23 protein-coding genes are annotated in these 26,312 nt (G+C 71.8%); 8 read left to right on the forward strand and 15 right to left on the reverse strand.

The window, feature by feature from the left end; genetic code table 11:
* Positions 1-24 precede the first annotated feature (24 nt).
* Entirely contained in the window at positions 25-843 is an 819-nt protein-coding gene (locus ACIBO1_RS00125) for an MOSC domain-containing protein (RefSeq protein WP_396740153.1), read from the reverse strand.
* A gap of 4 nt (positions 844-847) precedes the next feature.
* Positions 848-1,681 carry an O-methyltransferase gene (locus ACIBO1_RS00130; RefSeq protein ID WP_396740155.1) on the reverse strand — a complete coding sequence of 278 codons (834 nt, stop codon included), beginning with the start codon at positions 1,679-1,681 and terminating at the stop codon, positions 848-850.
* Positions 1,682-1,795: 114 nt separating this feature from the next.
* Between ACIBO1_RS00130 and ACIBO1_RS00135 the strand changes: the two genes are divergently transcribed.
* Positions 1,796-2,863 (forward strand): LCP family protein, encoded by a 1,068-nt coding sequence (locus ACIBO1_RS00135; protein ID WP_396740157.1) that lies wholly within the window; start codon positions 1,796-1,798, stop codon positions 2,861-2,863.
* Positions 2,864-2,915: 52 nt separating this feature from the next.
* Here ACIBO1_RS00135 and ACIBO1_RS00140 read toward each other — a convergent pair whose 3' ends face one another.
* From ACIBO1_RS00140 to ACIBO1_RS00165, 6 genes are all read right to left on the reverse strand, one after another.
* Positions 2,916-4,373 (reverse strand): sugar transferase, encoded by a 1,458-nt coding sequence (locus ACIBO1_RS00140; protein ID WP_396741434.1) that lies wholly within the window; start codon positions 4,371-4,373, stop codon positions 2,916-2,918.
* Positions 4,374-4,553: 180 nt separating this feature from the next.
* Positions 4,554-5,768, reverse strand: coding sequence for an endo-1,4-beta-xylanase (locus ACIBO1_RS00145; protein WP_396740159.1), 1,215 nt, complete (start codon positions 5,766-5,768; stop codon positions 4,554-4,556).
* Positions 5,765-6,931, reverse strand: coding sequence for a polysaccharide pyruvyl transferase family protein (locus ACIBO1_RS00150; protein ID WP_396740161.1), 1,167 nt, complete (start codon positions 6,929-6,931; stop codon positions 5,765-5,767). The genes ACIBO1_RS00145 and ACIBO1_RS00150 overlap by 4 nt, the downstream gene beginning before the upstream one ends.
* Complete coding sequence (locus ACIBO1_RS00155) at positions 6,921-8,300, reverse strand: lipopolysaccharide biosynthesis protein (RefSeq protein ID WP_396740162.1); 1,380 nt, start codon at positions 8,298-8,300, stop codon at positions 6,921-6,923. Before ACIBO1_RS00155 ends, ACIBO1_RS00150 begins: the two co-directional genes overlap by 11 nt.
* Positions 8,290-9,087: a glycosyltransferase gene (locus tag ACIBO1_RS00160; protein WP_396740164.1), complete on the reverse strand. Its 798-nt coding sequence runs from the start codon at positions 9,085-9,087 to the stop codon at positions 8,290-8,292. The genes ACIBO1_RS00155 and ACIBO1_RS00160 overlap by 11 nt, the downstream gene beginning before the upstream one ends.
* A 95-nt stretch (positions 9,088-9,182) precedes the next feature.
* Positions 9,183-10,517, reverse strand: a complete 1,335-nt coding sequence (locus tag ACIBO1_RS00165; RefSeq protein WP_396740165.1) for a hypothetical protein — start codon at positions 10,515-10,517, stop codon at positions 9,183-9,185.
* Positions 10,518-10,937: 420 nt separating this feature from the next.
* On the opposite strand from ACIBO1_RS00165, the gene ACIBO1_RS00170 reads away from it, so the two are divergent.
* On the forward strand, positions 10,938-11,780 hold the full coding sequence (locus ACIBO1_RS00170) for a glycosyltransferase (RefSeq protein WP_396740167.1): 843 nt from the start codon (positions 10,938-10,940) through the stop codon (positions 11,778-11,780).
* 25 nt (positions 11,781-11,805) lie between these two features.
* Here the strand turns inward: ACIBO1_RS00170 and ACIBO1_RS00175 are convergent, their stop codons facing one another.
* Positions 11,806-13,728, reverse strand: coding sequence for a trypsin-like peptidase domain-containing protein (locus ACIBO1_RS00175; protein ID WP_396740169.1), 1,923 nt, complete (start codon positions 13,726-13,728; stop codon positions 11,806-11,808).
* 164 nt (positions 13,729-13,892) lie between these two features.
* Here ACIBO1_RS00175 and ACIBO1_RS00180 point away from each other — a divergent pair, with 164 nt between their 5' ends.
* From ACIBO1_RS00180 to hutH, 6 genes are read left to right on the forward strand one after another with little or no spacing between them, the layout of a single operon-like run.
* Positions 13,893-14,741 carry a MurR/RpiR family transcriptional regulator gene (locus tag ACIBO1_RS00180; RefSeq protein ID WP_396740171.1) on the forward strand — a complete coding sequence of 283 codons (849 nt, stop codon included), beginning with the start codon at positions 13,893-13,895 and terminating at the stop codon, positions 14,739-14,741.
* A gap of 13 nt (positions 14,742-14,754) precedes the next feature.
* Positions 14,755-16,428: a urocanate hydratase gene (gene hutU / locus ACIBO1_RS00185; protein ID WP_396740173.1), complete on the forward strand. Its 1,674-nt coding sequence runs from the start codon at positions 14,755-14,757 to the stop codon at positions 16,426-16,428.
* Positions 16,429-16,439: 11 nt separating this feature from the next.
* Positions 16,440-17,684, forward strand: coding sequence for an allantoate amidohydrolase (locus ACIBO1_RS00190; protein ID WP_396740175.1), 1,245 nt, complete (start codon positions 16,440-16,442; stop codon positions 17,682-17,684).
* The gene (locus ACIBO1_RS00195) at positions 17,684-19,048 is read left to right on the forward strand and encodes a formimidoylglutamate deiminase (protein ID WP_396740177.1); all 1,365 of its coding nucleotides are present in this window, start codon (positions 17,684-17,686) and stop codon (positions 19,046-19,048) included. The genes ACIBO1_RS00190 and ACIBO1_RS00195 overlap by 1 nt, the downstream gene beginning before the upstream one ends.
* 7 nt (positions 19,049-19,055) lie before the next feature.
* On the forward strand, positions 19,056-20,237 hold the full coding sequence (gene hutI / locus ACIBO1_RS00200; RefSeq protein WP_396741436.1) for an imidazolonepropionase: 1,182 nt from the start codon (positions 19,056-19,058) through the stop codon (positions 20,235-20,237).
* Positions 20,234-21,769, forward strand: coding sequence for a histidine ammonia-lyase (gene hutH / locus ACIBO1_RS00205; protein WP_396740179.1), 1,536 nt, complete (start codon positions 20,234-20,236; stop codon positions 21,767-21,769). Before hutI ends, hutH begins: the two co-directional genes overlap by 4 nt.
* Before the next feature lie 18 nt (positions 21,770-21,787).
* Here hutH and rdgB read toward each other — a convergent pair whose 3' ends face one another.
* From rdgB to ACIBO1_RS00235, 6 genes are all read right to left on the reverse strand, one after another.
* Complete coding sequence (rdgB, locus tag ACIBO1_RS00210) at positions 21,788-22,405, reverse strand: RdgB/HAM1 family non-canonical purine NTP pyrophosphatase (RefSeq protein WP_396740180.1); 618 nt, start codon at positions 22,403-22,405, stop codon at positions 21,788-21,790.
* A 27-nt stretch (positions 22,406-22,432) separates the two neighbouring features.
* Complete coding sequence (gene rph / locus ACIBO1_RS00215) at positions 22,433-23,158, reverse strand: ribonuclease PH (protein ID WP_350693378.1); 726 nt, start codon at positions 23,156-23,158, stop codon at positions 22,433-22,435.
* 55 nt (positions 23,159-23,213) lie between these two features.
* Positions 23,214-23,882 carry a hypothetical protein gene (locus ACIBO1_RS00220; RefSeq protein ID WP_396740181.1) on the reverse strand — a complete coding sequence of 223 codons (669 nt, stop codon included), beginning with the start codon at positions 23,880-23,882 and terminating at the stop codon, positions 23,214-23,216.
* Between the two features lie 54 nt (positions 23,883-23,936).
* The gene (locus ACIBO1_RS00225) at positions 23,937-24,683 is read right to left on the reverse strand and encodes an MBL fold metallo-hydrolase (protein ID WP_350693374.1); all 747 of its coding nucleotides are present in this window, start codon (positions 24,681-24,683) and stop codon (positions 23,937-23,939) included.
* Positions 24,684-24,943: 260 nt separating this feature from the next.
* Positions 24,944-25,909, reverse strand: coding sequence for a pyridoxal-phosphate dependent enzyme (locus tag ACIBO1_RS00230; RefSeq protein WP_350693373.1), 966 nt, complete (start codon positions 25,907-25,909; stop codon positions 24,944-24,946).
* 10 nt (positions 25,910-25,919) lie between these two features.
* Entirely contained in the window at positions 25,920-26,273 is a 354-nt protein-coding gene (locus tag ACIBO1_RS00235) for a MoaD family protein (RefSeq protein ID WP_396740183.1), read from the reverse strand.
* Positions 26,274-26,312 lie beyond the last annotated feature (39 nt).

The following is a 26,312-nucleotide window of genomic DNA, read 5'->3' on the forward strand; positions in this document are numbered from 1 at the left end:
ATCAGCGCGGCCGGTCGACCCTCCTCAACCGGTCGGTTCCACCCGGTCACCGACCGTCAACCGCCCGGACTCCAGCGGCACGACGTTCAGCCCGAACAGCAACTGACGCCCGATGTTGCGGTGCCGGGCGAGGGTGCGCAACGGTTCGCGGCCGCGTACCCCGGTCTCCTGATCGGTGGTGGTGACCAGGCAGCGGGCCGACGGGCCGGCAGCGCGGAACGCCACGCCGCCGATCCGCAGCGGTCGGCCCTCCCAGCCGTCCTCCGCCCAGGCCGGGGCGCCGTCGACGACCAGGTTGGGGCGGAACCGGGTCATCGGCACCGGCTCCGCGCCCGCCGCGGTGAGCCAGTCGCCGAGCGCGGCCAGCGACGCGGTGCTGGTCAGCAGCACCGGGTACGCGTCGGCGAAGCTCACCCGGTCGCCCGGGTCGTGCTTCTTGCGGCCCGGTTCGACGTGTCGGGCCGGCGTGGCGAGCCAGACCAGCCGGACCGGCCGGTCCAGTACCGTGCCGAGCCAGGCGTCGGCGGCCGGGCCGGCGGGCAGTGCGTCGACCCGCAACAGCCGTCGGCGGAAGGTGCGTACCGGCACCGGGTCGACGTCGACCGGTTCGGGCACCGGCAGGTCGGGCTGCCCGTCGGCGCGCAGCAGCAGCCCGCCGGGGCCGGGCCGGGCGTGCACCCGGACCAGCGCGGTGACCTCGCGCTGGGTGACGCCGACGCCCTCGGCGTCCACGACCATCCAGCGCCGGTCCCCGTCGAGACCCCACGGCGCCACCCCGACCTCGGTGTGGCCGATCCGGTGGCAGCCCTTGATCGGATAGGTGCTGATCTCGGTCAACCGCACCCGGTCACCATGCCACCCCGATGCCGTCGCCGGGGTACCAGTGGTCGGCCGGCGTCTCCCGGTAGGCGAGGAACCGGCGGCCGGTCCGCTCGGCGTGGTCGGCCAGCACGTTGGTGTGCGTGACGTTGTCGGTGAGCAGCATCGCCCCCGGCGCCAGCTTCGGCTCGACGGCGTCGAACTCGCGCTTCTCGTAGACGCGGCTGTGGTCGCTGTCGTGCAGGAACAGGTCGACCGGCCGGTCCAGGGCACGGATCGACTCCACCGAGTCGCCGACGACCAGGTCGATCACCTCCGACCAGGGCGCGACCCGGGCCAGATAGCCGGCCTCCGGGTTGATGTCGATCGAGCTGAGCCGGCCGGGGTGCCCCTCGGCGGCGTTGCGCAGCAGGGCGGCGGCCAGCACGCAACTGCCCAGCCCCTTGTCCACACCGGTCTCCACGATGTGCTTCGGCCTGCGGGCCCGGACGATGGCGTACCAGCCGACCCGGCGGGCGTACCGGACCTGCTTGTCGGCCAGCCCGCGTCGGGCCGCACCGGCGGTGGCCGAGGCGATGTGCCGGCGCAACGCGTCGTCCGACTCGATCTCCTTCAGGTAGCCACGCACCTGCTTGACCGGCAGGTCGCAGACCACGCTGACGAACCAGGCGAGATGGCTACGGCTGAGCTTGGTCAGCTCGTACGTGTAGTTGTGGTGCTCCCGCGAGGCCACCAACCAGCGGGCGGACTTACGGAACACCCGCGCGTCGTGGCGGGCGACCGCGACCAGTCGTTTCGGAAAGGCGGCAACGGGGGCGAGGCGGGTCCGGGCGATGGCCCGACGCAGCTTTACGGCGTCCACGGCAGGGTTGTACCAGACTGACGGAAACTCGTGGGGGATACGACGGGACGGTCAGGCGAAAGTCGGCACCGGGCGGGGATTCCCCGAGAACGTGAAATCAGTACCATCTCCGCCATGTCGAGTGGAGAGCAGGCCGGGACCACCTCCCCGGGGGAGAACCTGCCGGCGGGGGGCACCGACGGAGCCGAGCCGACGGCCGCAGGCAGGCCGCGCCGCCGATGGCTGCGGATCACGCTGATCAGCGTGTTGGTGCTGGCGTTGGTCGGTGTCGGCGGTGTGGTGGCCGCAGGCTTCTATCTGAAGTCGGTCGAGTCGGACATCGAGCGGGTCGACGCCTTCGAGGGCGTACCCGCGGAGACCCGGCCCGAGGTGGTCGCCGGGGACGCGCTCAACATCCTCGTGCTGGGCAGCGACTCGCGCGATCCGGAGAGCACCGGCGGCTCGCGGACGGACACCATCATCCTGGCGCACCTGCCGAAGGACCGGTCCAGCGCCCAACTCATCTCCATCCCCCGCGACACCTGGGTCGCCGTGCCGCGAAGCAAGGAAGGGCGCGGTGGCCGCGACGCGAAGATCAACGCCGCGTACGCCTGGGGCGGTGTGCCGCTCATGGTGCAGACCGTGGAGCAGTTCACCAAGGTCCGCATCGACCACGTCGTGATGGTCGACTTCGCCGGCTTCAAGGAGATCATCGACGCGCTCGGCGGCATCGAGGTGAACTCGGAGAAGCAGTTCACCTCGATCCATCCGCCGTTCCGCACGTTCCAGGCCGGTCCGCAGAAGATGGACGGCGAGGCGGCCCTCGACTACTCCCGTCAGCGCAAGCAGTTCGCCGACGGCGACTTCGCCCGGATCCGGCACCAGCAGCAGGTGATCAAGGCGATCCTGGACAAGGCCACCTCCGGCGGGTTGCTCACCAACCCGGCGCGGCTGAACTCCTTCCTCCAGGCCACCTCCGGTTCGCTCTCGATGGACAACGAACTGTCCCTGGTCGACATGGCCACCGAGAACCGCAACCTGCGCGGCCGGAACCTCACGTTCGTGACCAGCCCGACCAGGGGCACCGGACGGGTGGGCTCGGAGAGCGTGGTCTTCGCCGACGACAAGCGGGTCGACACGTTCTATGCGGCGGTCCGCCGGGACGCCGTCCGGGACATCATCGACGGGGCCGACAAGAAGTGACCGGTGATGGTGCGGCGCTCCGGTCGGGGCGCCGCACCACCGGTGTCCGTGCTCAGTACGCCCCGCGCCGGGCCAGCACCACCCGGACCGTACGCCAGAGGATGCCGAGGTCGTAGACCAGCGACCAGTTGTCGACGTAATGCAGGTCCAGCCGTACGGCGTCCTCCCAGGTCAGGTCGGACCGGCCGGAGATCTGCCAGAGGCCGGTGATGCCCGGACGGACCAGGAGCCGACGCCGGACGTCGCCCCGGTAGTCGTCGTCCTCGGTCGGCAACGGGCGCGGGCCCACCAGGGACATCTGCCCCACCAACACGTTGATCAACTGTGGCAGCTCGTCGAGCGACAGGGCCCGCAGGTGCCGACCGATCGGCGTGACCCGGGGATCGTTCTTGATTTTGAAGAGCAGGCCGTCGCTCTCGTTGCGGTCCCGCAGAGCCTCCAACCGCTGTTCGGCGTCGGTGTACATGGTCCGGAACTTCCACACCTTGAACGCCTTGCCCTGATGACCGATCCGGCTCTGCCGGAACATCACCGGACCGGGGTCGGTCAGCCTGATCGCCACCGCGATCCCGATCAGCAGCGGGCTCAGCACGATCAGCCCGGCGAGCGCCGAAAGCCGGTCCATCACGCTCTTGGCCAGCAGGGACAGGCCGGAGATCGTCGGTTCCTCGACGTTCAGCAGCGGCAGACCCTCGATCGGGCGGACGTGGATCCGGGGCCCGGTGATGTCCGTGACCTGCGGCACCACGACCAGGTCGAGGCCGGTGCCCTCCAACTGCCACGCCAGCTTGCGCAGCTCGTACGACTCCAGGCTGGCCGGACCGCAGACCGCGATGGTGTCCGCCCCCAACTGCTGGACCAGCGGCACCAGGTCCCAGCCCACATAGACCGGCACCGGCGCCTCCACCCGCTCACCGGCCCGGGGGAACTGGGGCAGGTGGATGGCGACCGGACGCAGGCCGGCACCGGCGTTGCGGGTCACCACCTCGTGCACCGCCAGGGCGTCGGATAGCCGCCCCACCAGCAGCACCTTCTGCGAGGCCCGCTGACTGCTGCGGCGGATCCGGCGGAGCACCACCCGGGCCACGAAGCGGACGAAGACGGTGTACACCAACAGGCCGATGATGATCGCGGCGACGGTGGCCCGGGACAGGTCCTTCTTGAAGCCCAGGGCCAGGAAGGAGACGGCGGCGGCCATCGCCACGTTGGCCCGGACCACCCGCTTGAGTTCCTCGGTGCCCCGGCCGAGCGCCCGCCGGTCGTACGCGCCGGCACCGGCGAGGATGGTCAACCACATCAGCGGCACGATCACGTTGGCCACCAGCGCGAACGTGCTGACACCGAGCAGCCGCTCGTCCCAGAAGCCGGCGTCCGCCTCCTCGAACACTGTGACGACCGTCTGGCTGGCCGCCCACGCGGCGAGGAAGTCGAGCGCGATCAGCCAGGCCATGTAGCGCCGCCGCCACTTCGCCCGGGGCGCGACCGGACGGCCGAAGACCGACCGGGGCATGCCGTTGGACGGAGGTGTGATCACGCCGAGGTCGGGGTCGAAGCGCGGGGTCGGTAACGGTCCCACCGTCTTGAGGAACTGGGTGTGCGCGGACACGACTTTCCTTTCACCAGCCTCGTCAGCCGTGACGATAACGAATGCCACGAGTGCCCCACCGTACGGTGCACGGTGGACGAAGGTTCACGGTGTCTCGGCAGGGGCCGCTGTCGGCCCGGTCAGCCGACCGAGCTCGTCGGCCAACGCCGAGTACGCCGGTTTGGGTCGCAGGTCCTCGTCGAACAGGCAGGCCGCCCCGTAGCCCCGGTGGTAGCCGGGAATCCAGCTCCGCGCGTCGGTGAAGCCCCACACGGTGAAGGAGACGCAGGCGGAGAGGGCTAGACAGGACCGCAACACGTCCCGATAGACCTCGGCCTGCCGCTTCAACTTGGCCGGGGTGACCGGCAGTTCGATCCGCACGTCGAGTTCCGTGATCGCCACCGACAGGCCCAGGTCAGCGAAGCGTCGTAGGTTCGCGGTGAGATCCGGCGGCGGTGCGTCCCACGGCAGGTGGCTCTGAAACCCCACGCCGTCCACCGGTACGCCGTCCCGTCGCAGCTCCCCGACCAGCTTCAGCAACGCGTCGGCCTTCCGGGATCGGCCCTCGACACCGTAGTCGTTGATGAACAGGCGGGCACCCGGATCCGCCGCGTGCGCCCACCGGAAGGCGTCCGCGATGTAACCGGGCCCGAGCTTGCGCAGCCACAGCGTGTCGCGCAGGGAACCGTCCTCGTCCAGTACCTCGTTGACCACGTCCCACGCCCAGACCCGCCCCCGATACCGCGACACGACCTCGGTCACGTGGTCCTTGAGGGCGGACCGGACGCGTTCGGCCGGCCACTGCGGCGACACCCACGTCGGCACGTCGCTGTGCCAGACCAGGGTGTGGCCGTACACCTCCTGATCGTGCTGCTCGGCGAACTCGACGAGTTGGTCGGCGCCGGCCCAGACGTACACCCCCTCGGACGGCTCCAAGCTGCGCCACTTCATCGCGTTCTCGGTGGTAACCGCGTTGAACTCGGTGCCGAGCAGGGCCCGGTAGGCCGGATCGAGGCTCAGCGGCCGACCGTCGACCGCCGCACCGATTCGTACTCCGGACGGCATCAGTTCACGAAGTGTCGGGCGATCGGGCGCGGCCGGGGCCGACGGCGGGGGTGCCCCGGCCCTCGGCTCGTCCTCGACACCGTCGCCAGTACCGGCGACGACCGCCAAACCGGTCACCACGAGTACGACCACCAGGACGGCGGCGACCATCAGGCCGAAACGTCGTCGACGGCGCGCGTCACCACGGACGCCGGACGGCACTGCCGTCCGGTCCGCCGCGACGACGTGTCGTCTGCCAGAGAGCAGGTCGGTCATGGACGATCCGGTCCGGGGAGTGCCCAGGGTGCCCGTGTGAAGTTCTGCCGGGCCCGCTCCGCGAACTCCTCCTGGGACAGTCGCGGCACCGCGTCGTCGTGCAGCAGCCTGGCCAGCATGCGGGTCACCTCGATCGGGTCCTGTGGCACCCGGTCGAGCCGAAACGACGCCGGTTGACCGATCTCGTCCAGGAAGTCGTCACACTTCTGTTGGTACGGCACCAGCGTGAACGGGACTCCGGCGAGGTACGCGAAGACCGCACCGTGTAGCCGCATGTGCAGGCCGAGGTCGCAGCGCTTCATCTCGTCCCAGCAGGCCCGTACCCCGTCGCGGGCAGTCACCACACGGACGTCACACAGCCCGTCGAGGGCGGCTCGCAGCCGCTCGCTGACTCGCTCGTCACCGTGCTCGGGATGGGTGTTGAAGGCGAAGACGGTGACGTCCACCGGCTCCTTGCGTACCAGGTCGACGACGCCGCCGACGAGGGCGTCCTCCCTGCGGCGTACCTCCGTGGCAGCGGCCTCGTAGTCGACGCCGAGCAGCGTGACACCGAGCCGGGCGCGGGCACCTGACCAACCGGGCGAGCGGGACGGCATCGGCTCGCCGAGTGCCTCGGGCAGAAGTCCGGCGAGATCGCCCGCGGTCACCAGCACGCCCGGATAGCCGGCGCGTTCAAGAATCTGCGCGGAGGCGTGGTCCCGCACTCCGATGAAGTCGACCTGCCGGAGAACCTCGATCAGCCGGCGTTCGGCTGCCGAGGAGAGGAACGGCCCGACGGACACTCCGACCGCCGCCATCGGATGCCCCGAGAGTCGAGAGAACAGCGAGAAGAGTCGCTTCTCGCTCAACGGACCCATGTCCCGGAAGACCGATCCACCACCGAAGACGACCATCGACGAGCGACGCAGCAGCACCGCCTTGTTCACTACCCAGCCCACCCGGTCCGGCACACTGCGCGACCGGTACCAGCGGGGGTTCATGCCGGTGCTCGTGGCCGGTAGGTCGACCATGGGTGGCGCGGCGAAGACCGGGCTTCTACTGCCCCAGTAGGTCCGGGTGGCCCACTCCGTCACCACACAGAAGGCGTTGTCACCGACGTTCTCCATGCCGTAGTAGCCCACCACCAACGGGCTTCCGGCGACGGCGTTCGGCTCAGGACTCACGCGGGCCTCCCCTCGTCAGCCGCTGCCTCAGATCGTGCCACGACGGCAACGTCGCCCCGGCAACCACTGTGCGGCGGACCGCCACCCAGAACAGCACGGCCAGGACGACTTCGGCCACGACCGTGGCGAGGGCGGTACCGCGTACCCCCCACAGGGGGGTGGCGACGGCGAGACCGGCCACCAGCACGAGCGCCCCCATGCCCTGAAGAATGACCTTGCGTCGGAGCAGGCCGCCGCTGGTGAGCAGGGCTGCGGCGGCAGCCCCGCCAAATCGGAAGGGAATGGCCACGGCTAGCAGCGCGAGTACCACCGCCGCCTCGCCGTACCCGGGCCCGAGCAGGCGTGGCAGCGCCTGCCCACCGAGACCGACCACCCCGGCCACCAGCAGGCCGAGCGCGACCATGCCGGGCACGCCGAAACGGTACGCCAACAGCATCGCGTCGCGGTCCCCGTGCGACCAGCGGTGCAGTTTCGCCAGAAAGTACTGCTGGTAGACGACCCTCGGCACCAGATAGGCGGCCGTCAGCACCGCCATCGGCACGCTCAGCACGGCAGCCGCCTCCGGTCCCAGCGCCTCGGCGGCGACGATCGTTCCGAGGTAGATGCCCATCAGATAGAAGACGTTGCCGAGGACGAAGGGGGTGGCGGCAGCGGCCACCCGTTTCGTCGGCACCTCCGCGACAGTCCGGTCGTCGTCGGTGGCCGCGTGACCTTCGAGCGGCATGGCGCCGCTCAGGAAGGGACGCATCACGACGACACAGGCCGCGACGGTGAGTACCGCCACGACCGCGTAGCCGAGGGCCACCGCGACCACGGACAGTCCCGCCATACCGACGGCGAGCACCACGCCGAGCCGACCGAGATGCGGCGCGACCTGGAGCAGCGAGAGCCCCCGATAGTCACCGCCCAGCTGTTGGACCGAGGCGACCAGCATCAGGCCGGCCTGCGCGACCAGCACGCTCACCAGCAGGGCGCGCACCGAAGCCGCCGTGGTGTCGGGCCACTCGGCGACGCTCCACACCCCGGTGACGGCAACGGCTACGGCCGTGCCGGCGCCTACCAGACGCAGCGACGGACGCAGCCAACGCCGGGCGCGCACCCCTTCCCGACCGAACCGTTGCAACCACAGTTCCGAGACGCCGAACACCACCAGCGGTGCGGCCAGGGACATCGCCGCCAGCGCCGCGCTGAACGTGCCGAAGTCGGCCTGCGGCAGGCTCCGGGCCAGTAGTACCTGGGTGCCGAACGCGGCCAGGGTGACACCGACCTGGCTCAGTCCCAGCATGCCGAGCTGGAGGAGCATCCGGGTCAGCCGGTTACCTCCGCCCGCCGGGCGCTCCGGATCGTCGGTACGCTGCTCAGCGGCCACGGGTGACAAGCCACTTGCCCGTCTCGCTCATGGTCCGCAGCGTCTTGATCGACAGCGCCACGCCGGGCCACCGCACCGGCCGGTACATGTCGATCAGCCGGAACCAGAAGACCAGGCCGCTCAACCGGCCCCGGGTCACGTTGCCGTCGTGTCGGTGGAATCGCACGATGGGGTGACTCAGGTGACGGGGATGCACCCCGGACTTGAGGGCACGCAGCACCAGCTCGATGTCCTCGAAGAGGCGGAAGCTCTCGTCGTAGCCACCGATCTGCTCCAGAAGTCGCCGGTCGATGGTGGTGCCGGAGTGCTTGAACGGCAGTCGTGGACGGGTGAGCACACCGAGCAGCATCCGCCGGGACGAGGCGTACTCGGGTAGCCGGATCAGTCGGGACGAGCCGCGGTCGAACTCGGTGTAGTCGGCGTACACCCACCTGCTGTCGGTGTCGGAGAGCAGGTGGTACAACCGGTCGAGCGCGTCCTCGGTCAACTCGTCGTCGGAGTCGAGCACGGTGAGATACCGGCCGGTGGCGATGCGCAGGCCGTGGTTGCGGGCCTCGGCGATACCTGAAGGCGGCTGGGTCACCACGCGTACCCGCTCGTCCATGGTCAGGTCTGCCTCGGCCAGCACCTCGGTGACCGGCACCTGCGAACCGTCGTCGACGACGATCAGCTCGAACTCCCGGTAGGTGTTCGCCAGGACGCTGCGTACCGCCTTGACCAGCAGGTCCGCCCGGTCGCGCACCACGATGCAGACGGTGAAGGTGGGACGCACCGTCGATTCGTCCACCCGATCGAGCGTCTCGTGCCTCCCTTGCCGCGGCACGGCCGTCTGGCGGGAGTCGCTGGCATCCGTGGGGCGTAGCGGCGCCGGGGACGACGAGGTCACCGCAGACCCACCCCGGATGTTTCGTCGTGCCGATCGGCTGGCTCCGTCGGCTCGTCGGCGGCGGCGAGCAGGACCATCTGCCCGAAGAGGAACAACCAGAGGAAGTACGGATAGGCCAAGGGCTTCTGGGTGAGCCCGAAGACGACGAGAGCGCCGAACAGCACCGCCAACGCCAGTCGGTGCGATCGCTGGACGCGCGCCCCGACGAAACGGTAGAGCCCCACCAGCAGCGCGGCGGTCACCACCACGCCGACGACGCCCCAGACCACGAGGAGTCGCATGACGTCGTTGTGCATGTCCCAGGGTTCGTAGCCGAATCCGGCGAGCCAGACGTCCCACCCGGCGCGTCCGAGGATCCCCATCGTGTCGTTCCAGATCGCGCCCCGGCCGTGCATGAAGGTGTCGGACCGTACGTCGAACGAGCCGACCTCGGTGAGCACGACCTCGGCCCGGTGCCAGATGGTCTCCCCCCACAACACCGCGACCACCGCCGCAGCGGCGATCGCCGCACCACCGACTCCCGCCACCGCACGCCGGTCGACCCGATGCCCGCGCCTGCGCGCGGCCAACAGCCTACGGAGCCGCTGGACCTCGAACGCGGCGACGATCAGCCCCAGGCAGAGGATTGTGAAACGGTGCAGCGACACGACCCCGGTCGCGACGAACAGCCCGATCAAGGCGTACTGCACGGCGGTCGGCACCCGCATCCGCCGGCCGAGGACGTAGACGAGGAAGACCGCGAACATCAGCAGCCGGCCGAGGGACATCGGGTGGAAGTAACCACCGGAGGCCCGGCCGATCTTCTGGTAGTCCGCCAGCTCGAAGAAGAAGGAGTACGGCATCACACCGGCGACCTGGAGCCAGGCGAGTACGGAGTGGACGACCGCACCGAGCACCACGACGCCCGCGACGAGGCCGAGGCGGCGTACCGGAAACCAGTCCCTCCGCAACACCATAAGGGCGATGAGGGCAAGTGGGGCGAAGCCGACCACCATTCGCATCGCCTCGGCCGGGATGGCCGAGGCCGGATCCTGGCCCGGCCCGTAGATGGCATGACGCCGGACGTCGAAAAACTCCAGGAGATCCGATCGGGCCGGCACCGCCAGGTAGCTGATCGCCGAGAGGATCAGCAGCACGACCAGACCCGCCGCCATCAGCAGTAACGGACGCGGCGGCAGCCGTCGGACGTCGAGCAGGAAGAGACAGAGTGCGCCGATCATCAACCCGGCGCCGAGTGCGGACAGCAGGACACCGACGTCCAGCCCGTCACCGCCGCCCTCACCGATGTCGAGCAGCGGCTTCACCGCGAGCAGCACCAGAGCGGCGGTCACCAGATGACGTGCGATCCGCTGCGGGCCGCGTGTCGCCGATTCCTGCCCGGGCTGCCCGAACCACGACCTTCGGGCCGAGGTGGTCACTGTTTCCATCGCGGGTGCGTCTCCCATCAGTTCCCGCCCGCGGCAGTGAGACGGATAACTGTCCCGTCGACGTCCCACTCTGGTCGGTCGCCGCCCCCGGCCCCGGAAAACACGAGGACGATATCAGCGCAGACGTCCCGGGCGGTGTCCCGAACGCCATCACCTGGACGGGGTGGCCCGGAACGGCGATCACGGCCTTGCGTCCGGTCTCCCGCCTGCGGCAAGCTGTAGCGCCGGGTGGCCCGATCGTCGATCGCCGACACCGACCCGCCCGACCAGGGCAGGGCTCGCCACCGGCCCCCTGCCCGGCCAGCCAGCAAGGACGGAACTGGTGTGACAGCCCGTGAAGCGCCGACCATCAGCGTGGTCATCGCTGCCCACAACGAGGCCCGTGTCATCGGCGGATGCCTGGACGCGCTGCTCGCCGACGACACCGCCGGCGATCTCGACATCGTGGTGGTCGCCAACGGCTGCACCGACGACACCGCCCGCGTGGCGGGCGAGCGCCCCGGGATCCGGGTGGTCGAGGTCGCCGAGGCCGGCAAGGCCAACGCCCTGAACGTGGGCGACAGTCTGGCCCGCTGCTTCCCCCGGATATATCTCGACGCGGACGTCGTGCTGACGCCGGGCGCGCTCCGCGAGATGGCCGCCGTGCTCACCACCGGCGAACGACCCCCGCTCGCGGTGATGCCTCGGCGCGCGATGGTCACCACCAGCCGGCCGCTCGCGGTACGCGCCTACTACACGATCAACACCCGGCTGCCGATCTTCTCCGACGCCCTGTTCGGTCGTGGCGCGATCGCACTGTCGGAGGCGGGCCGTCGACGCTTCGACCGATTCCCGGCACAGATCGCCGACGACCTCTATCTTGACTCGCACTTCACGTCGGCGGAGAAGCGCGAGGTGACGACGGCGACCAGCTTCGTGCAGGCACCTCGGCGTACTCGGGACCTGGTCCGGACGCTGGCCCGGGTACGCGCCGGCAACAACCTGCTGCGCGCGAGCCATGACGGTGTCCGGGCATCGGTGCCGTCCTCGTGGCTGCGGGACGTGGTGCTGCCCCGGCCATGGCTCGCCCCGGCCGCCGTCGCCTACGTCACGATCACACTGACCGCTGCGGTACGGGCCCGTCGCCACCCCGCCGACGGATGGGGACGCGACACCTCCACGCGCTGACCGCGCCCGGCGATCACTGCGCCGGTCAGCGTCGTCGGCGCAGCAGCGCGACCGCCCCGACCGCCAGCCCGACCAGCACCGCTCCGGCCAGCCCCGCCAGCAGGATGGTCGGCCAGTTCGACGACTCCGACGAGCCGCCTTCCAGCCGGCTCCGGTCGATGGCGTTCTGCCGGTACGCCTGTGCCACCAGGTTGCTCGGCGACGACTGCGCGACCTCGTCGAACCGGGCGATCGCCTCGCTGTTGCGACCACCGAAGAAGGCGTCGAGCCCGCTCCGGTACGTTCGGTCGGCCGCACCGAGTTCGTTCGAGGTCCCTGCCGCGCTGAGCAGGTCGGTCACCACGGACACCGGCAACAACGCGCGGTTCGCACCACCGTTGGCTGCCCGATCGTTGTCCAACACACCCACGACGTGCCCGTTGGTGTCCACCCCGATGCCGCCGTGCGAGTAGATGCCGAGGTCGTCGTTGATCCGGGCAGCCGTGACGCCGCCCTGCCTGGCGGTGCCGGACACCTGGACGGCCCGAGCCTCGGCCGTGTACGTCGCGGCTCGGAAGTCCGTGTCGGTGGTGCGGTAGCCCAGCACCAGCAGAGTGGATCCCTGCTCGGGTGCCGCCGCCTCGCTCAGTTGCACGGCGGGCAGGCCACCCTCCGCGAGCTTGACGAGGGCAAGGTTGCCGTCGTCCGCCGGGAGTACGCGTACCACCTGTCCGGGCACCGCCGGGCTCGCGGTCAGATCGCCGCGTGCCACGTTGAGCTGCCCGTAGAGCTGGGTGGTGGGCTCGCTGCCCGGCTCGTCGCCGGTGAAGACGGTGGTCGCCATCCGGGTGCGGACGTACTGGTCGAGTTCGCCGCCGGCCAGTTGCTTCTGCTCGACGAGGATGCGACCCAATGTGTAGAGCGCGCGTTCCCGCGCCGCATCGGCCGTCGGTTGCACGCACTGTCCGTTGGTCACCACGTGCCCGTCGGGATTCACCACGAATCCGCTGCATCGGCGCTTGAACGTCACCGGCGTGGCGCTGAGCGGGGTGTTGGACTTCGTCTCCCGCAGCACGCCCGTGACGACGGTCTCGACGAAGACGAGAGAGGGCGCGGCGATCGCCAGCGCGCGTTCCTCGGCGCTGTACGGCGCGACCTGCGCCCACGGCCGCATCCCCGGGTTCACCGGAGCAGCGGTGGCGACGGATCCGGAAGGCGCCCCAAGAGTGGGCGGGGCCTGCGGACCTTCCGGATCGTCGCCGGTGAGCGCCCAGACGGTCACACCGGAGCCGAGCGCCGCCACCACCACGAGCGCGGCCAGCGACACCCAGAGCCCGGTTCGCCGCTTCGGCGGCGCGGAGGGCTGGATGCGACGGGCCGGGGCGGTGAACGGGTCGCGCGCCGGCTCCTCGAAGGACGATCCGAAGCCGGGCGACGTCGGCGCGCCCGAGACCGGGTCCGCATACACCGGCTGGCTCGGGATCGGGCTGGTCGGCGGCTGCGACGCACCGGAGGTCGGTTGGGAAGCACCCGAAACAGGGTGAGGAGCACCGGAGGTCGGTTGCGGTGCACCCGAGACGGGCTGAGGCGGACCGGAGACCTGCTGAGGCCCGCCGGAGACCGGCTGGGGAGGATCGGAGACGGGTGCGGCTGGGGTGGGCACGGGTTGATAGTCGACGCCGAGTGCCCGGAACAGCTTCTCCGCAGCCGGGCCCGCCTCGGCCGAGTAGGCGACCCAGGGAGCGGCGGCCGAGAAGTCCGCGTAGGTGAAGGGCGGACCGCCTGGGGTCTGCGCGAGATTGTTCGCGATCCCGGCGAACGCCTCGCGCCAACCCGGGCTGGCTGCCACCGCAGTGTCCAGCACCGCCACCGTCACGAAGCGTCCCTGCCCGTCCACGGCCGCCCACGCTTTGCCGACCGGTGACCCGCCGAGCAGATGGGTGTACCGGTAGGGGCCGTCCGGCTGCATGACAACTCCTCTAGTCGACCGCCGTGCGGATCCTATCGACCCGCCGCACCTCGCCCTGCCCGCCGGTCGTGAGCTCCCCTCGCCCGACTCGAACCCGCAGGTCACGAACGGTTGCGGAAACGGACGGGTTGCTTCGTGAAAGTTTTCATGCATAGAGTCAGCGAATGAATGACGGAGCCACCGTCGCGTCGACCGAGCGGATGGTCGGCCTCTTCGACGGGGTGCGGCTGACCCCGACGCAGCGGCGCATCGCGCACTGCCTGGTGCAGCACGCGCCCTCCGTCGGCTACCTTTCCGCCGCCGAGGTCGCCGAGTTGGCCGGGGTCAGCCAGCCGTCGGTCACCCGGTTCGCGGTGGCGCTCGGCCACGACGGTTACCCGGCGCTGCGCCGCCGGTTGCGCGAGCTGACCGCCGCCGCGCCCGGTCCGACCACCACGGGCAACGAGCTCCAGCAGGCGGTACGCGCCGAGATGGGCAACCTCGACCGGCTGGCCGAGCAGCTCGCCGACCGGGAGCGCGTCGCCGAGACCGGGCGGCTGCTCGCCGCCAGTCGTCCGCTGCCCGTGCTCGGGCTGCGCGCCGCCGCGCCGCTGGCCGCGTACTTCGCGTACTTCGCCGCCAAGGTGCACCCGGACGTGCGGGTCCTCGACGACGGGGGCAGCCTGCTCGCCGACCGGCTGGAACAGGCGGCGGAGGCCGGTGCCGGCGCGCTGCTGGCGTTCGTGCTGCCTCGTTATCCCCGGGAGACCCTGGACGCGCTGGGCGAGGCCCGGGCCGCCGGGCTGACCGTGGTCGCGATCACCGACTCGCCGGTCAGCCCGGCGACCGAGCACGCCGACGTGGTGCTGGCCGCGGCGGTCGGCGCGCAGCTCGTGTTCGACCTGCACACCGCTCCGATGACCCTGGCCATGGTGCTGCTCCAGGCGATCTGCGACGCCGCGCCGGCCGAGACCCAACGGCGGCTGGAGGCGTTCGAAGCCTCGGCCACCCGTCGTCAGTTGTTCCTCGGTTAGGAGGAGTTCCGCAATGACGCGATCCACGTCGACCACGCCCGGACACATCCGGGCCGCGCGCGGCACCGAGCGCACCGCCCGTGGCTGGCCGCAGGAGGCCGCGCTGCGGATGCTGATGAACAATCTCGACCCGGAGGTGGCCGAGCGCCCCGACGACCTGGTCGTCTACGGCGGCACCGGCAAGGCCGCCCGGGACTGGCCGTCGTACCACGCCCTGGTGCGTACGCTGACCGACCTGCGCGACGACGAGACGATGCTGGTGCAGTCGGGCCGGCCGGTCGGGGTGCTACGGACCCACGAGTGGGCGCCCCGGGTGCTGCTGGCCAACTCCAACCTGGTCGGCGACTGGGCGACCTGGCCGGAGTTCCGTCGGCTGGAGCAGCTCGGCCTGACCATGTACGGGCAGATGACGGCCGGTTCGTGGATCTACATCGGCACCCAGGGCATCCTCCAGGGCACGTACGAGACCTTCGCGGCGGTGGCCGAGAAACGGTTCGGCGGCACCCTCGCGGGCACCCTGACGCTGACCGGCGGGTGCGGCGGGATGGGCGGGGCCCAGCCCCTGGCGGTCACCATGAACGGCGGTGCCTGCCTGATCGTGGACGTGGACCGCACCCGGCTGGAACGGCGGGTGCACGACCGGTACCTGGACGAGATCGCCGACGACCTGGACGACGCGGTCGAGCGGGTGCTGGCGGCGAAGCGGGATCGCCGGGCGTTGAGCGTGGGCGTGGTCGGCAACGCCGCCACGGTCTTCCCCGAGCTGCTGCGCCGGGGCGTACCGGTCGACGTGGTCACCGACCAGACCAGCGCCCACGATCCGCTGTCGTACCTGCCGGAGGGGGTGGAGCCGGACGACGCCCGGGACTACGCGGCGGCCAAGCCGACCGAGTTCACCGACCGGGCCCGGGCGTCGATGGCGAAGCACGTCGAGGCGATGGTGGGCTTCCTGGACGCCGGTGCGGAGGTCTTCGACTACGGCAACTCGATCCGGGGCGAGGCGCAGCTCGGCGGGTACCAGCGCGCCTTCGACTTCCCGGGCTTCGTGCCCGCGTACATCCGGCCGTTGTTCTGTGAGGGCAAGGGGCCGTTCCGGTGGGCGGCGCTCTCCGGCGACCCGGCCGACATCGCCGCCACCGACCGGGCGATCCTGGAGCTGTTCCCGGAGAACGAGCCGCTGGCCCGGTGGATCCGGATGGCCGGTGAGCGGGTCGCCTTCCAGGGCCTGCCGGCACGGATCTGCTGGCTCGGCTACGGCGAACGGGACGTCGCGGGCGTACGGTTCAACGAGATGGTCGCCGCCGGTGAGCTGAGCGCCCCGGTGGTGATCGGGCGGGACCACCTGGACTGCGGCAGCGTGGCCAGCCCGTACCGGGAGACCGAGGCGATGGCCGACGGCTCCGACGCGATCGCCGACTGGCCGCTGCTGAACGCGCTGGTCAACACCGCCAGCGGGGCGTCCTGGGTCTCCATCCACCACGGCGGCGGGGTGGGCATCGGACGGTCCATTCACGCCGGTCAGGTCTGCGTGGCCGACGGCACCGCGCTGGCCGGGCAGAAGATCGAGCGGGTGCTCACCAACGATCCGGCGATGGGGGTGATCCGGCACGTCGACGCCGGCTACGACGCGGCCCGCGAGGTCGCCACCCGCACCGGTGTCCGCGTGCCGATGTCCGGTTCCGAGTGAGGAAGGGTCCCTTGCTAACGCATACGGTAGAGGAAGGGTCCCTTCCTTTCAGGTTCCGGGAACTGTGGGACGAGATCGCGCCGGTGGGGCGGGACGCGGACAGCGGCGGCTATCTGCGGTACGCGCTCACCGCGCCGGAACTGCGGCTGCGGGCGTGGTTCCGGGAGCAGGCCGACGCCCGGGGCATGCCGGTGGCGCAGGACGGCAACGGCAACCTCTTCGCCTGGTGGGGCGACCCGGACGCCGGTGGCGCGGTGCTGACCGGCAGCCACTTCGACTCGGTGCCGCACGGCGGGGCGTACGACGGGCCGCTGGGCATCGTCAGCGCCTGGCTCGCCGTGGACGAGCTGCGGGCGGCGGGTGTCACCCCGGCCCGTCCCCTGGTCGTCGCCGCCTTCGTCGAGGAGGAGGGTGCCCGCTTCGGCGTACCCTGCCTGGGCTCGCGGCTGCTCACCGGGCAGGTCGGCGCCGAGCGGGCGGGCGCGTTGCGGGACGCGTCCGGGGTGAGCTTCGCCGAGGCGCTGGGACACCGCCCGGCGGGCGCCGATCCGGCGTTGCTGGGCCGGTTCGCGGCCTTCGTGGAGCTGCACGTCGAGCAGGGCCGCGCGCTCGTCGACCGGGACGCGCCGGTCGCGGTGGCCAGCGCCATCTGGCCGCACGGCCGTTGGCGCTTCGACGTCACCGGCGAGGGCAACCACGCCGGTACGACCCGGATGGCCGACCGCCGCGACCCCATGTTGACGTACGCGTTCACCGTGCTCGCGGCGAACAAGGAGGCCCGGCTGCGCGACGCGCACGCCACCGTGGGTCGGGTGAGCGTGGAGCCGAACGCCACCAACGCGATCCCGTCCCGGGTGACCGGGTGGCTGGACGCCCGGGCCGCCGAGCCGGAGACGCTCGCCGGGCTGGTCGAGGCGGTACGCGCCAAGGCCACCGAACGAGCCCGACGGGACGGCACCGAGGTGACCCTGACCGAGGAGTCCGCGACGCCACTGGTGGCCTTCGACGGCGGCCTGGCCGACCGGCTGGCCGGGCTGCTGGCCGCGCCGGTGCTGCCGACCGGGGCCGGACACGACGCGGGGGTGCTGGCGGCGCACGTACCGACCGCGATGCTCTTCGTCCGCAACCCGACCGGGGTGTCGCACTCCCCCGCCGAGTCGGCCACCGACGCCGACTGCGCGGCCGGCGTGACCGCCCTGGCCACGGTGCTGGCGGAACTGACGCAGGCGGTTCGGCGCGACGCGGAGGATGCCTGATGACCGCCACCCGCTGGCTCGCCGAGTACGCGTGGCTGCCCGCACACGCCGAGCCGACCCCGGACGTGCTGATCGAGACGGTCAACGACCGAATCACCGGCGTGACGCCGTTGACGCCGGGCGGCGACCCGGACGCGGGCGTGGACGTGCTGGCCGACGCGGTGCGGCTGCCCGGGTTGACGCTGCCCGGGTTGGCGAACGCCCACTCGCACGCGTTCCACCGGGCGCTGCGCGGTCGGACCCACGGCGGGCGCGGCGACTTCTGGAGCTGGCGCGACCAGATGTACGCGGTGACCGGTCGCCTGGACCCGGACACGTACCTGGCGCTGGCCCGCGCGGTGTACGCCGAGATGGCGCTGGCCGGGATCACCTGTGTGGGCGAGTTCCACTACCTGCACCACGGTCCGGGCGGCACCCCGTACGCCGACCCGAACGCGATGGGCGCGGCGCTGGTCGAGGCAGCGGCGCAGGCCGGGATCCGGCTGACGCTGCTGGACACCTGCTACCTGACCGCCGGTGTGGACGGTGCGCCGCTGGTCGGGCCGCAGCAGCGCTTCGGCGACGGTGACGCCCGACGGTGGGCGGAACGGGCCGCCGCCCTCACCACCGACCGGGACCGTGCCCGCGTCGGCGCGGCCGTGCACTCGGTCCGGGCCGTCCCGGCCGACCAACTCGCCACCGTGGCCGACTGGGCACGACAGCGGGACGCGCCACTGCACGTGCACCTGTCGGAGCAGCCCGCTGAGAACGACGCCTGCCGAGCCGTGCACGGGCTGACCCCTGCCGGGTTGCTGGCCGAGCACGGTGTGTTGGGACCGGCCACCACGGCGGTGCACGCCACCCATCCGACCAGCGCCGACGTGGCCCTGCTCGGGGAGAGCCGGACCGGGGTGTGTCTCTGCCCGACCACCGAACGCGACCTCGCCGACGGCCTCGGACCGGCCCGCCGGATGGCCGACGCGGGGATCCCGCTGAGCCTGGGCAGCGACAGTCACGCCGTGATCGACCCGTTCGAGGAGGCGCGCGCGATGGAACTGGACGAGCGGCTGCGGACCCGTCGGCGCGGCCACTTCGCCCCCGCCGAGCTGCTCACCGCCGCCACCGAGGCCGGGCACGCGGCGCTGGGCTGGACCGACGCCGGTCGACTCGCGGTGGGTGACCGGGCCGACCTGGTCACGGTGCGGCTGGACAGCGTACGCACGGCCGGGGTGGTCCCGGCGGGCGTCTGGTTCGCGGCGGGCGCCGCCGACGTGACCCAGGTGGTGGTCGACGGCCGGGTGCTGGTCCGCGACGGGCGACACGTCCGCGTCGACGTCCCCCGCGAGCTGGCCACGGCCATCGCGGAGGTGACCGGTGCCCGGTGAGCCGAACGTGCGGGCGGGCAGCCTGCTGGTGGACGACATCGGCGAGCTGGTCACCAACGAGCCCGGCGCGGGCGAGGGCGGGCCGTTGGGCATCCGTCGGCGGGTCGCCCTGCTGGTCGAGGCGGGCGAGGTGGTCTGGGTCGGTCCGTCCGCCGACGCGCCGGCCGCGGACCGGCGGATCGACGCCGACGGCGCGGCGGTGCTGCCCGGGTTCGTGGACAGTCACGCGCACCTGGTCTTCGCCGGGGACCGGGCGGCGGAGTTCGCGGCCCGGATGGCCGGGCAGCCGTACACCGGTGGCGGCATCCGGACCACCGTGGGCGCCACCCGGTCGGCCACCGACGGGCAGCTCCGCGCCACCGTGCGCCGACTGCACGCCGAGGCGTTGCGGCAGGGCACCACCACGATCGAGATCAAGAGTGGGTACGGCCTCACCGTCGCCGACGAGGCCCGCTCGGTGCGGATCGCCGCCGAGGTGACCGAGGAGACCACGTTCCTCGGCGCGCACGTGGTGCCGACCGAGTACGCCGCCCGGCCCGACGAGTACGTGGGGTTGGTCTGCGGGCCGATGCTGGCCGCCGCCGCGCCGTACGCCCGCTGGATCGACGTGTTCTGTGAGCGGGGCGCGTTCGACGCCGACCACGCGCGGGCGATCCTGACCTGCGGGCAGGCGGCCGGTCTGGGCGTCCGGGTGCACGCCAACCAGCTCGGTCCCGGCCCGGGGGTACGCCTCGGGGTGGAACTCGGGGCGGCCAGTGTGGACCACTGCACGCACCTGGACGACGCCGACGTCGACGCGCTGGCGGCCACCGAGGGCGGCACCGTCGCCACGCTGCTGCCGGGCGCCGAGTTCTCCACCCGGTCGCCGTATCCCGACGCGCGTCGGCTGCTCGACGCCGGTGTCACCGTGGCCCTCGCCACCGACTGCAACCCCGGTTCGTCGTACACGTCGTCGATGCCGTTCTGCGTCGCGTTGGCCGTACGCGAGATGCGGATGACCCCGGCGGAGGCGGTGTGGGCGGCCACCGCGGGCGGCGCGCGGGCGTTGCGCCGCACCGACGTCGGTGTGCTGCGGCCCGGCGCCCGAGCCGACCTGACCATCCTCGACGCCCCGTCCCACCTGCACCTGGCCTACCGGCCGGGCGTGCCCCTCATCCGCCAGGTCCTGCGCAACGGAGTGCCACGATGACCGTCACCATCGAACCCACCGGGGTCACCCCCGCCGACGTGCTCGCCGTGGCGCGCGGTGCCGCCACGGTCGTGCTCGCCCCGGCCACCCTCTCCGCGATGGCCACCAGCCGGTCCATCGTGGACGGTATCGAGGCCGCCGGCCGTCCGGTGTACGGCGTCTCCACCGGTTTCGGCGCGCTCGCCAACACGTTCGTCGCTCCCGAGCGGCGTGCCGAACTCCAGCACGCGCTGATCCGCTCGCACGCGGCGGGGGTGGGCGCGGCGATGCCCCGCGAGGTGGTGCGGGCGATGATGCTGCTGCGGGTCCGTTCGCTGGCGCTGGGCCACTCCGGGGTACGGCCGCTGGTCGCCGAGGCCCTGGTCGACCTGCTCAACCACGACGTGACACCGTGGGTGCCGGAGCACGGCTCGCTGGGCGCCTCCGGCGACCTGGCACCGCTGGCGCACTGCGCGCTGGTGCTGCTCGGCGAGGGGTGGGTGCTCGGCCCGGCCGGTGAGCGGCGGCCCGCCGCCGACGCGTTGCGGCAGGCCGGTCTCGCTCCGGTGGAGCTGGCCGCCAAGGAGGGCCTGGCGCTGATCAACGGCACCGACGGCATGCTCGGCATGCTGCTGCTGGCCATCCGCGACGCGGCGCACCTGTTCACCATGGCCGACGTGACCGCCGCCCTGGCGATCGAGGCGATGCTCGGCTCGGAGCGACCGTTCCGGCCGGAGCTGCACGCCATCCGCCCGCATCCCGGGCAGGGCGTCTCGGCGGCGAACATCCACCGGCTGTTGCAGGACTCGGCAGTGATGGACTCGCACCGCGACGACCTGGCTCACGCGGTCCAGGATGCCTACTCGATGCGCTGCGCACCCCAGGTCGCCGGAGCGGCCCGGGACACCCTGGACTTCGTCCGGACGGTCGCCGACCGGGAACTGGTCTCCGTGGTGGACAACCCGGTGGTGCTGCCGGACGGACGGGTCGAGTCGACCGGGAACTTCCACGGTGCCCCGCTGGGCTTCGCGGCGGACTACCTGGCCATCGCCGCGTCCGAGGTGGGCGCGATCTCCGAACGTCGGGTGGATCGGCTGCTCGACGTGACCCGGTCGCGGGAACTGCCCGCCTTCCTCTCCCCCGACGCGGGGGTCAACTCGGGGCTGATGATCGCCCAGTACACGGCAGCCGGGATCGTGGCGGAGAACCGGCGGCTGGCCGCGCCCGCCTCGGTGGACTCGCTGCCCACCAGCGGCATGCAGGAGGACCACGTCTCGATGGGCTGGGCCGCGACCAAGAAACTGCGGACCGTCCTGGACAACCTGACCAGCCTGCTCGCGGTGGAGTTGCTCGCCGCCGTACGCGGACTCCAGCTCCGGGCCCCGCTGACGCCTTCCCCGGCCGGCCGGGCGGCGATCGCCGCCCTCGGCGCAGTCGTCGGCCCGCCCGGCCCGGACGTCTTCCTCGCCCCGCTGATGGAGGCGGCCCGGTCCGTGGTGTCCGGCCCCGACCTGCGCACCGCCATCGAGGCCGAACTCGGCCCCCTCCCCTGACGCGGCTACCGGGGCGGGTCAGCCGGCGGCGGGGAGCACCTTCGCCATCAGGGTGGCCAGTTCGCGCAGGGCCTTGCCCCGGTGGCTGACCGCGTCCTTCTCCTGCGGCGTCAGCTCGGCGTTGGTGCGGTCCTGACCGTCACCGAGGAAGATGGGGTCGTAGCCGAAACCGCCCTCGCCACGCGGGGCACGCAGCACCCGGCCCGCCTGACGGCCGTCCACGAGGTGCTCCTTGCCGCCGGGCAGCACCAACGCGATCGTGCAGACGAAGGAACCGCCCCGATGCTCGTCCGGCACGTCGGCGATCTGGTCCAGCACGAGCTGGAGGTTCGCCTGGTCCTCGCCGTGCCGCCCGGCCCAGCGGGCACTGAACACGCCCGGCATGCCGTTGAGCGCGTCCACGGCCAGCCCGGAGTCATCGGCGACGGTGGGCAGGCCGGTACGCCGACAGCCCTCCCGCGCCTTGATCAGCGCGTTCTCACCGAAGGTCAGCCCGGTCTCCGGCAACTCCGGGTACGCCTCGACGTCGTCGAGCCCGACCAGGGCGACCCGATGCGCACCGAGCGCCCCGTCCAGGATCCGCTGCAGCTCGACGAGCTTCTTGCGGTTCCGGGTGGCGAGCAGAACCTTGTTCACGGTGTCACCTTTCGTTCGCGACGGCCCTCAGAGGAGAGCCGCGCGCTGGGCTTCGGCCAGGTCCAGACAGCCGGCGACGGCCAGGTCGAGCAGTGCGTCCAGTTGCTCGCGGGCGAAGACGCCGGCCTCACCGGTGCCCTGCACCTCGACGAAGTCCCCGGTGCCGGTGCAGACCACGTTCATGTCCACCTCGGCGGCCACGTCCTCGTCATAGCACAGGTCCAGGCGCGGCTCGCCGGACACCACGCCGACGCTGACCGCCGCCACCGACCGGTGCATCACCTTCTCCGGCTTGCCGGCCAGCGCCTTGCGGTCGGCGAGCCAGCTCACCGCGTCGTGCAGCGCCACGTACGCACCGGTGATCGCGGCAGTCCGGGTGCCGCCGTCGGCCTGCAGGACGTCGCAGTCGAGCACGATCGAGTTCTCGCCGAGGGCCTTGAGGTCGATGGCCGCGCGCAGGCTCCGACCGATCAGCCGGGAGATCTCGTGGGTACGCCCACCGACCCGCCCCTTGACGCTCTCCCGGTCGGAACGGGTGTTGGTGGCCCGGGGCAGCATCGCGTACTCGGCGGTGACCCAGCCGAGCCCGGAGCCCCGACGCCAGCGGGGCACGCCCTCGGTGACGCTCGCCGTGCAGAGCACCCGGGTCGCACCGAACTCCACCAGGACGGAGCCTTCCGGGTGGCTGCTCCAGCCACGGGTCAGGGTCACCGGTCGGAGTCGGTCGGGCTCCCGCCCGTCAGGTCGCGCCATGCCTGCACCCTATGCGGTGCCCCGATCGGAGCATCCCCCGGTGCCGCTGGGTGACTCAGTCGTGCCATCCGACACCAAGGGTCAGGGTGACGTACCCGTCCACCGAGCGACTGCCCGGCGCGGTGACGACACTCGCGGTCATCTCGAAACCGTCCCGCGTCCACCGGTGCACCCCGCAGGACGGCGCGCCCGGATCGGCGAGGCACTCCCGCATCCGGTCCACGGTGATGCGCAGGCCGGCGTCGCTCAGGAACGCCTGCACGCTCTGGGCCACGTCGACCGGGCAGTCGCCGCGTCGGCAGTCGAGGCGGTAGGTCGCGCCAGCCGAACGGTCGCCGGCGACGAGGTCGACGCGGTGGAACCCGGCGGGAACGCCGGCCGTCTCGACCATCTCCTCGCGCTGCTCCTGGAGTTGGCGTGGCTTGTACCAGCCGTTGTAGGTGAACACGCCGCAGCAGCAGAGCAGGAGCAGCAACGCGCCGACACCGACCAGGAGACCCACCACCAGGCCGGTGCGGGAACGCTTGCGCGGTGCGGGTACCGGCGGGAACGGTCCCGGACGCGGCGCAGGACCGTACGGCCCGGGGGCCGGCGGGGGCGGCCAGGCTCCCGACGGATGCGGCGCGAACGTCGGAGGGTACGGCCCGGCCGGTGGCCGGCCCGGCGCGGGAGATGCCGGCCGGTCGGCAGGGCGCGGGTCGGGGCCGGCGGAGGGGTCGCTCACCCGCGCGATCCTAGGGTCTGGGCGAGAACGCCGCTGTCCGCTCCCGACGGTGGGTCAGATGTCGTAGCTGGCGCCCGGCCGGACCACGTCCAGCGGGCCGCTGTACGCCGCCGCCGCCGACGTCACGGTGTGCGCCTCGCTGCCCCAGGCGGCCACCAGGTGGGTCAGCAGCAGGCGGCCCACGTTGGCCTTGGCCGCCGCCTCGCCCGCCTCACGCCCGGTGAGGTGCAGGTCGGGCGGATTGTCCACGCCGTCCAGGTAGCTGGCCTCGCAGAGGAAGGCGTCCGCGTTCTGGGCCAGCCGCAGCAACGCCTCACAGGGGGCGGTGTCAGACGAGTAGCAGAGCGTCCGACCACCGTGCTCCAACCGCACGCCGTACGTCTCCACCGGATGCAGCACCCGGTCGACGGTGACGGTGAACGGGCCGATCGGGAAGGTGCCCGGTTGCAACGCATAGAACTGGTACACGTCCTCGACCGTGCTGTCCTCCTGCCCGTACGCCGCGGCGAGCCGGTCCGGCGCACCGGCCGGGGCGTACACCGGCAGCGGCGGGTACGGACCGTCCGGGGCGTACCGCCGGACCACCACGTACGACGCGGCGTCGAGGATGTGGTCGCAGTGCAGGTGGGTCAGGAGGATGGCGTCCGGGGCGTGCAGCCCGGCGTAGCGCTGGAGGGTGGACAACGAGCCCGGGCCGAAGTCCACCAGGAGCCGGAAGTCCTCGGCCTCGACCAGATAGGCCGAGCAGGGGGACTCGGGTCCGGGGAAGCTGCCCGCACAGCCCAGGACGGTCAGTCGCATCGAGTTGTCTCGCTGTCACGATAGGTAGCGATCGAGCCGGTCGCCGCTCCGGAGATGATCAATACCGACGCGTACGCCACGCTGCGCAGCCTACGCCCGCCCACCTGAACGCAAGAATGATCCGCTGGAAGTTGTCACCAACGTGACACCCGTTCCGCCCATCCGATCGAGGCCGGATTACCGGACCGGCCGATCCGGACCGCCCGACGCGACGAGGGCCACCGGCATCACGCCGATGACCCTCGTCGATGTCGCTGGGCTCAGGCCCAGAGCTGCCCCTCCAGAGCGTCCTCCGCGTCGGCGAGCGTGCCGCCGTACGCCCCGGTGCTGAGGTACTTCCAGCCGCCGTCGCTGACCACGAACGCCACGTCGGCACGGCGGCCGTCCCGCACCGCCTCGTGCGCCATGGCCAGGGCGGCGTGCAGCACCGCCCCGGTGGAGAAGCCGACGAACAGACCTTCCACCTCCACCAACTGCCGGGTACGCAGCACCGCGTCGCGGGTGCCGACGGAGAACCGTCGGTTGAGCACGGTCGCGTCGTAGAGCTCCGGGACGTACCCCTCGTCGATGTTGCGCAGGCCGTAGACCAGCTCGCCGTAGCGCGGCTCGGCCGCCACGATCTGGATGCCCTCGACCTTCTCGCGCAGGTAGCGTCCGGTCCCCATCAACGTGCCGGTGGTGCCCAGACCGGCCACGAAGTGGGTGATCGTGGGCAGGTCGTGCAGCAGCTCGGGGCCGGTCGTCTCGTAGTGCGCCCGGGCGTTCGCCTCGTTGCCGTACTGGAACAGCATGACCCAGTCCGGGTGCTCGGCGGCGATCTGCTTCGCGGTGGCCACCGCCTGGTTGGAGCCGCCCGCCGCCGGCGAGAAGATGATCTCCGCGCCGTACATCCGGAGCAGCTGCACCCGCTCGGTGGAGACGTTCTCCGGCATCACGCAGACCAACCGGTAGCCGCGCAGCTTCGCCACCATGGCCAGCGAGATGCCGGTGTTGCCGCTGGTCGGCTCAAGGATCGTGTCGCCGGGCCGGAGCTTGCCGGACTCCTCGGCGGCCCGCACCATGAACAGCGCGGCCCGGTCCTTGACGCTGCCGGTCGGGTTGCGGTCCTCGAGCTTCGCCCACAGCCGCACCGGCGGCGCCCCGTCGGGCACCGTCGGCGACAGTCGGGGCAGCCCCACCAGGGGCGTGCCACCACAGGCGTCCAGCAGGCTGTCGTACCGCGTCATCGCGGCCGCCTCAGCTCGCGGCGACGGACGCGTTGCGCCCGGCGGCGGCGCGGTGCTCGCTGATCGCCGCGGCGGCCGCGAAGCCGAACGCGCCACCGGCCACGGCGGGCAGGATGGTGACGCTGTCGCCGTCGTTCAGCTTGGCGTCCAGCGCGCCCAGGAAGCGCACGTCCTCGTCGTTGACATAGACGTTGACGAAGCGGTGCAGCGCGCCGGCCTCGGTGACCAGCCGGCCCCGCAGCCCGGCGTGCCGGGAGTCCAGGTCGGTGAGCAGGTCGTCCAGCGTGTCACCGCTGCCCTCGACGACCTTCGCGCCGCCGGTGTAGCTGCGCAGGATGGTGGGGATGCGAACCTCGATGGCCATGTGTCGTACTCCTCGATCGGGTGTGCTCGGTGACGGGAA

The organism is Micromonospora sp. NPDC049903 (assembly GCF_044460945.1).
In the GTDB taxonomy this organism is placed as follows: domain Bacteria; phylum Actinomycetota; class Actinomycetes; order Mycobacteriales; family Micromonosporaceae; genus Micromonospora.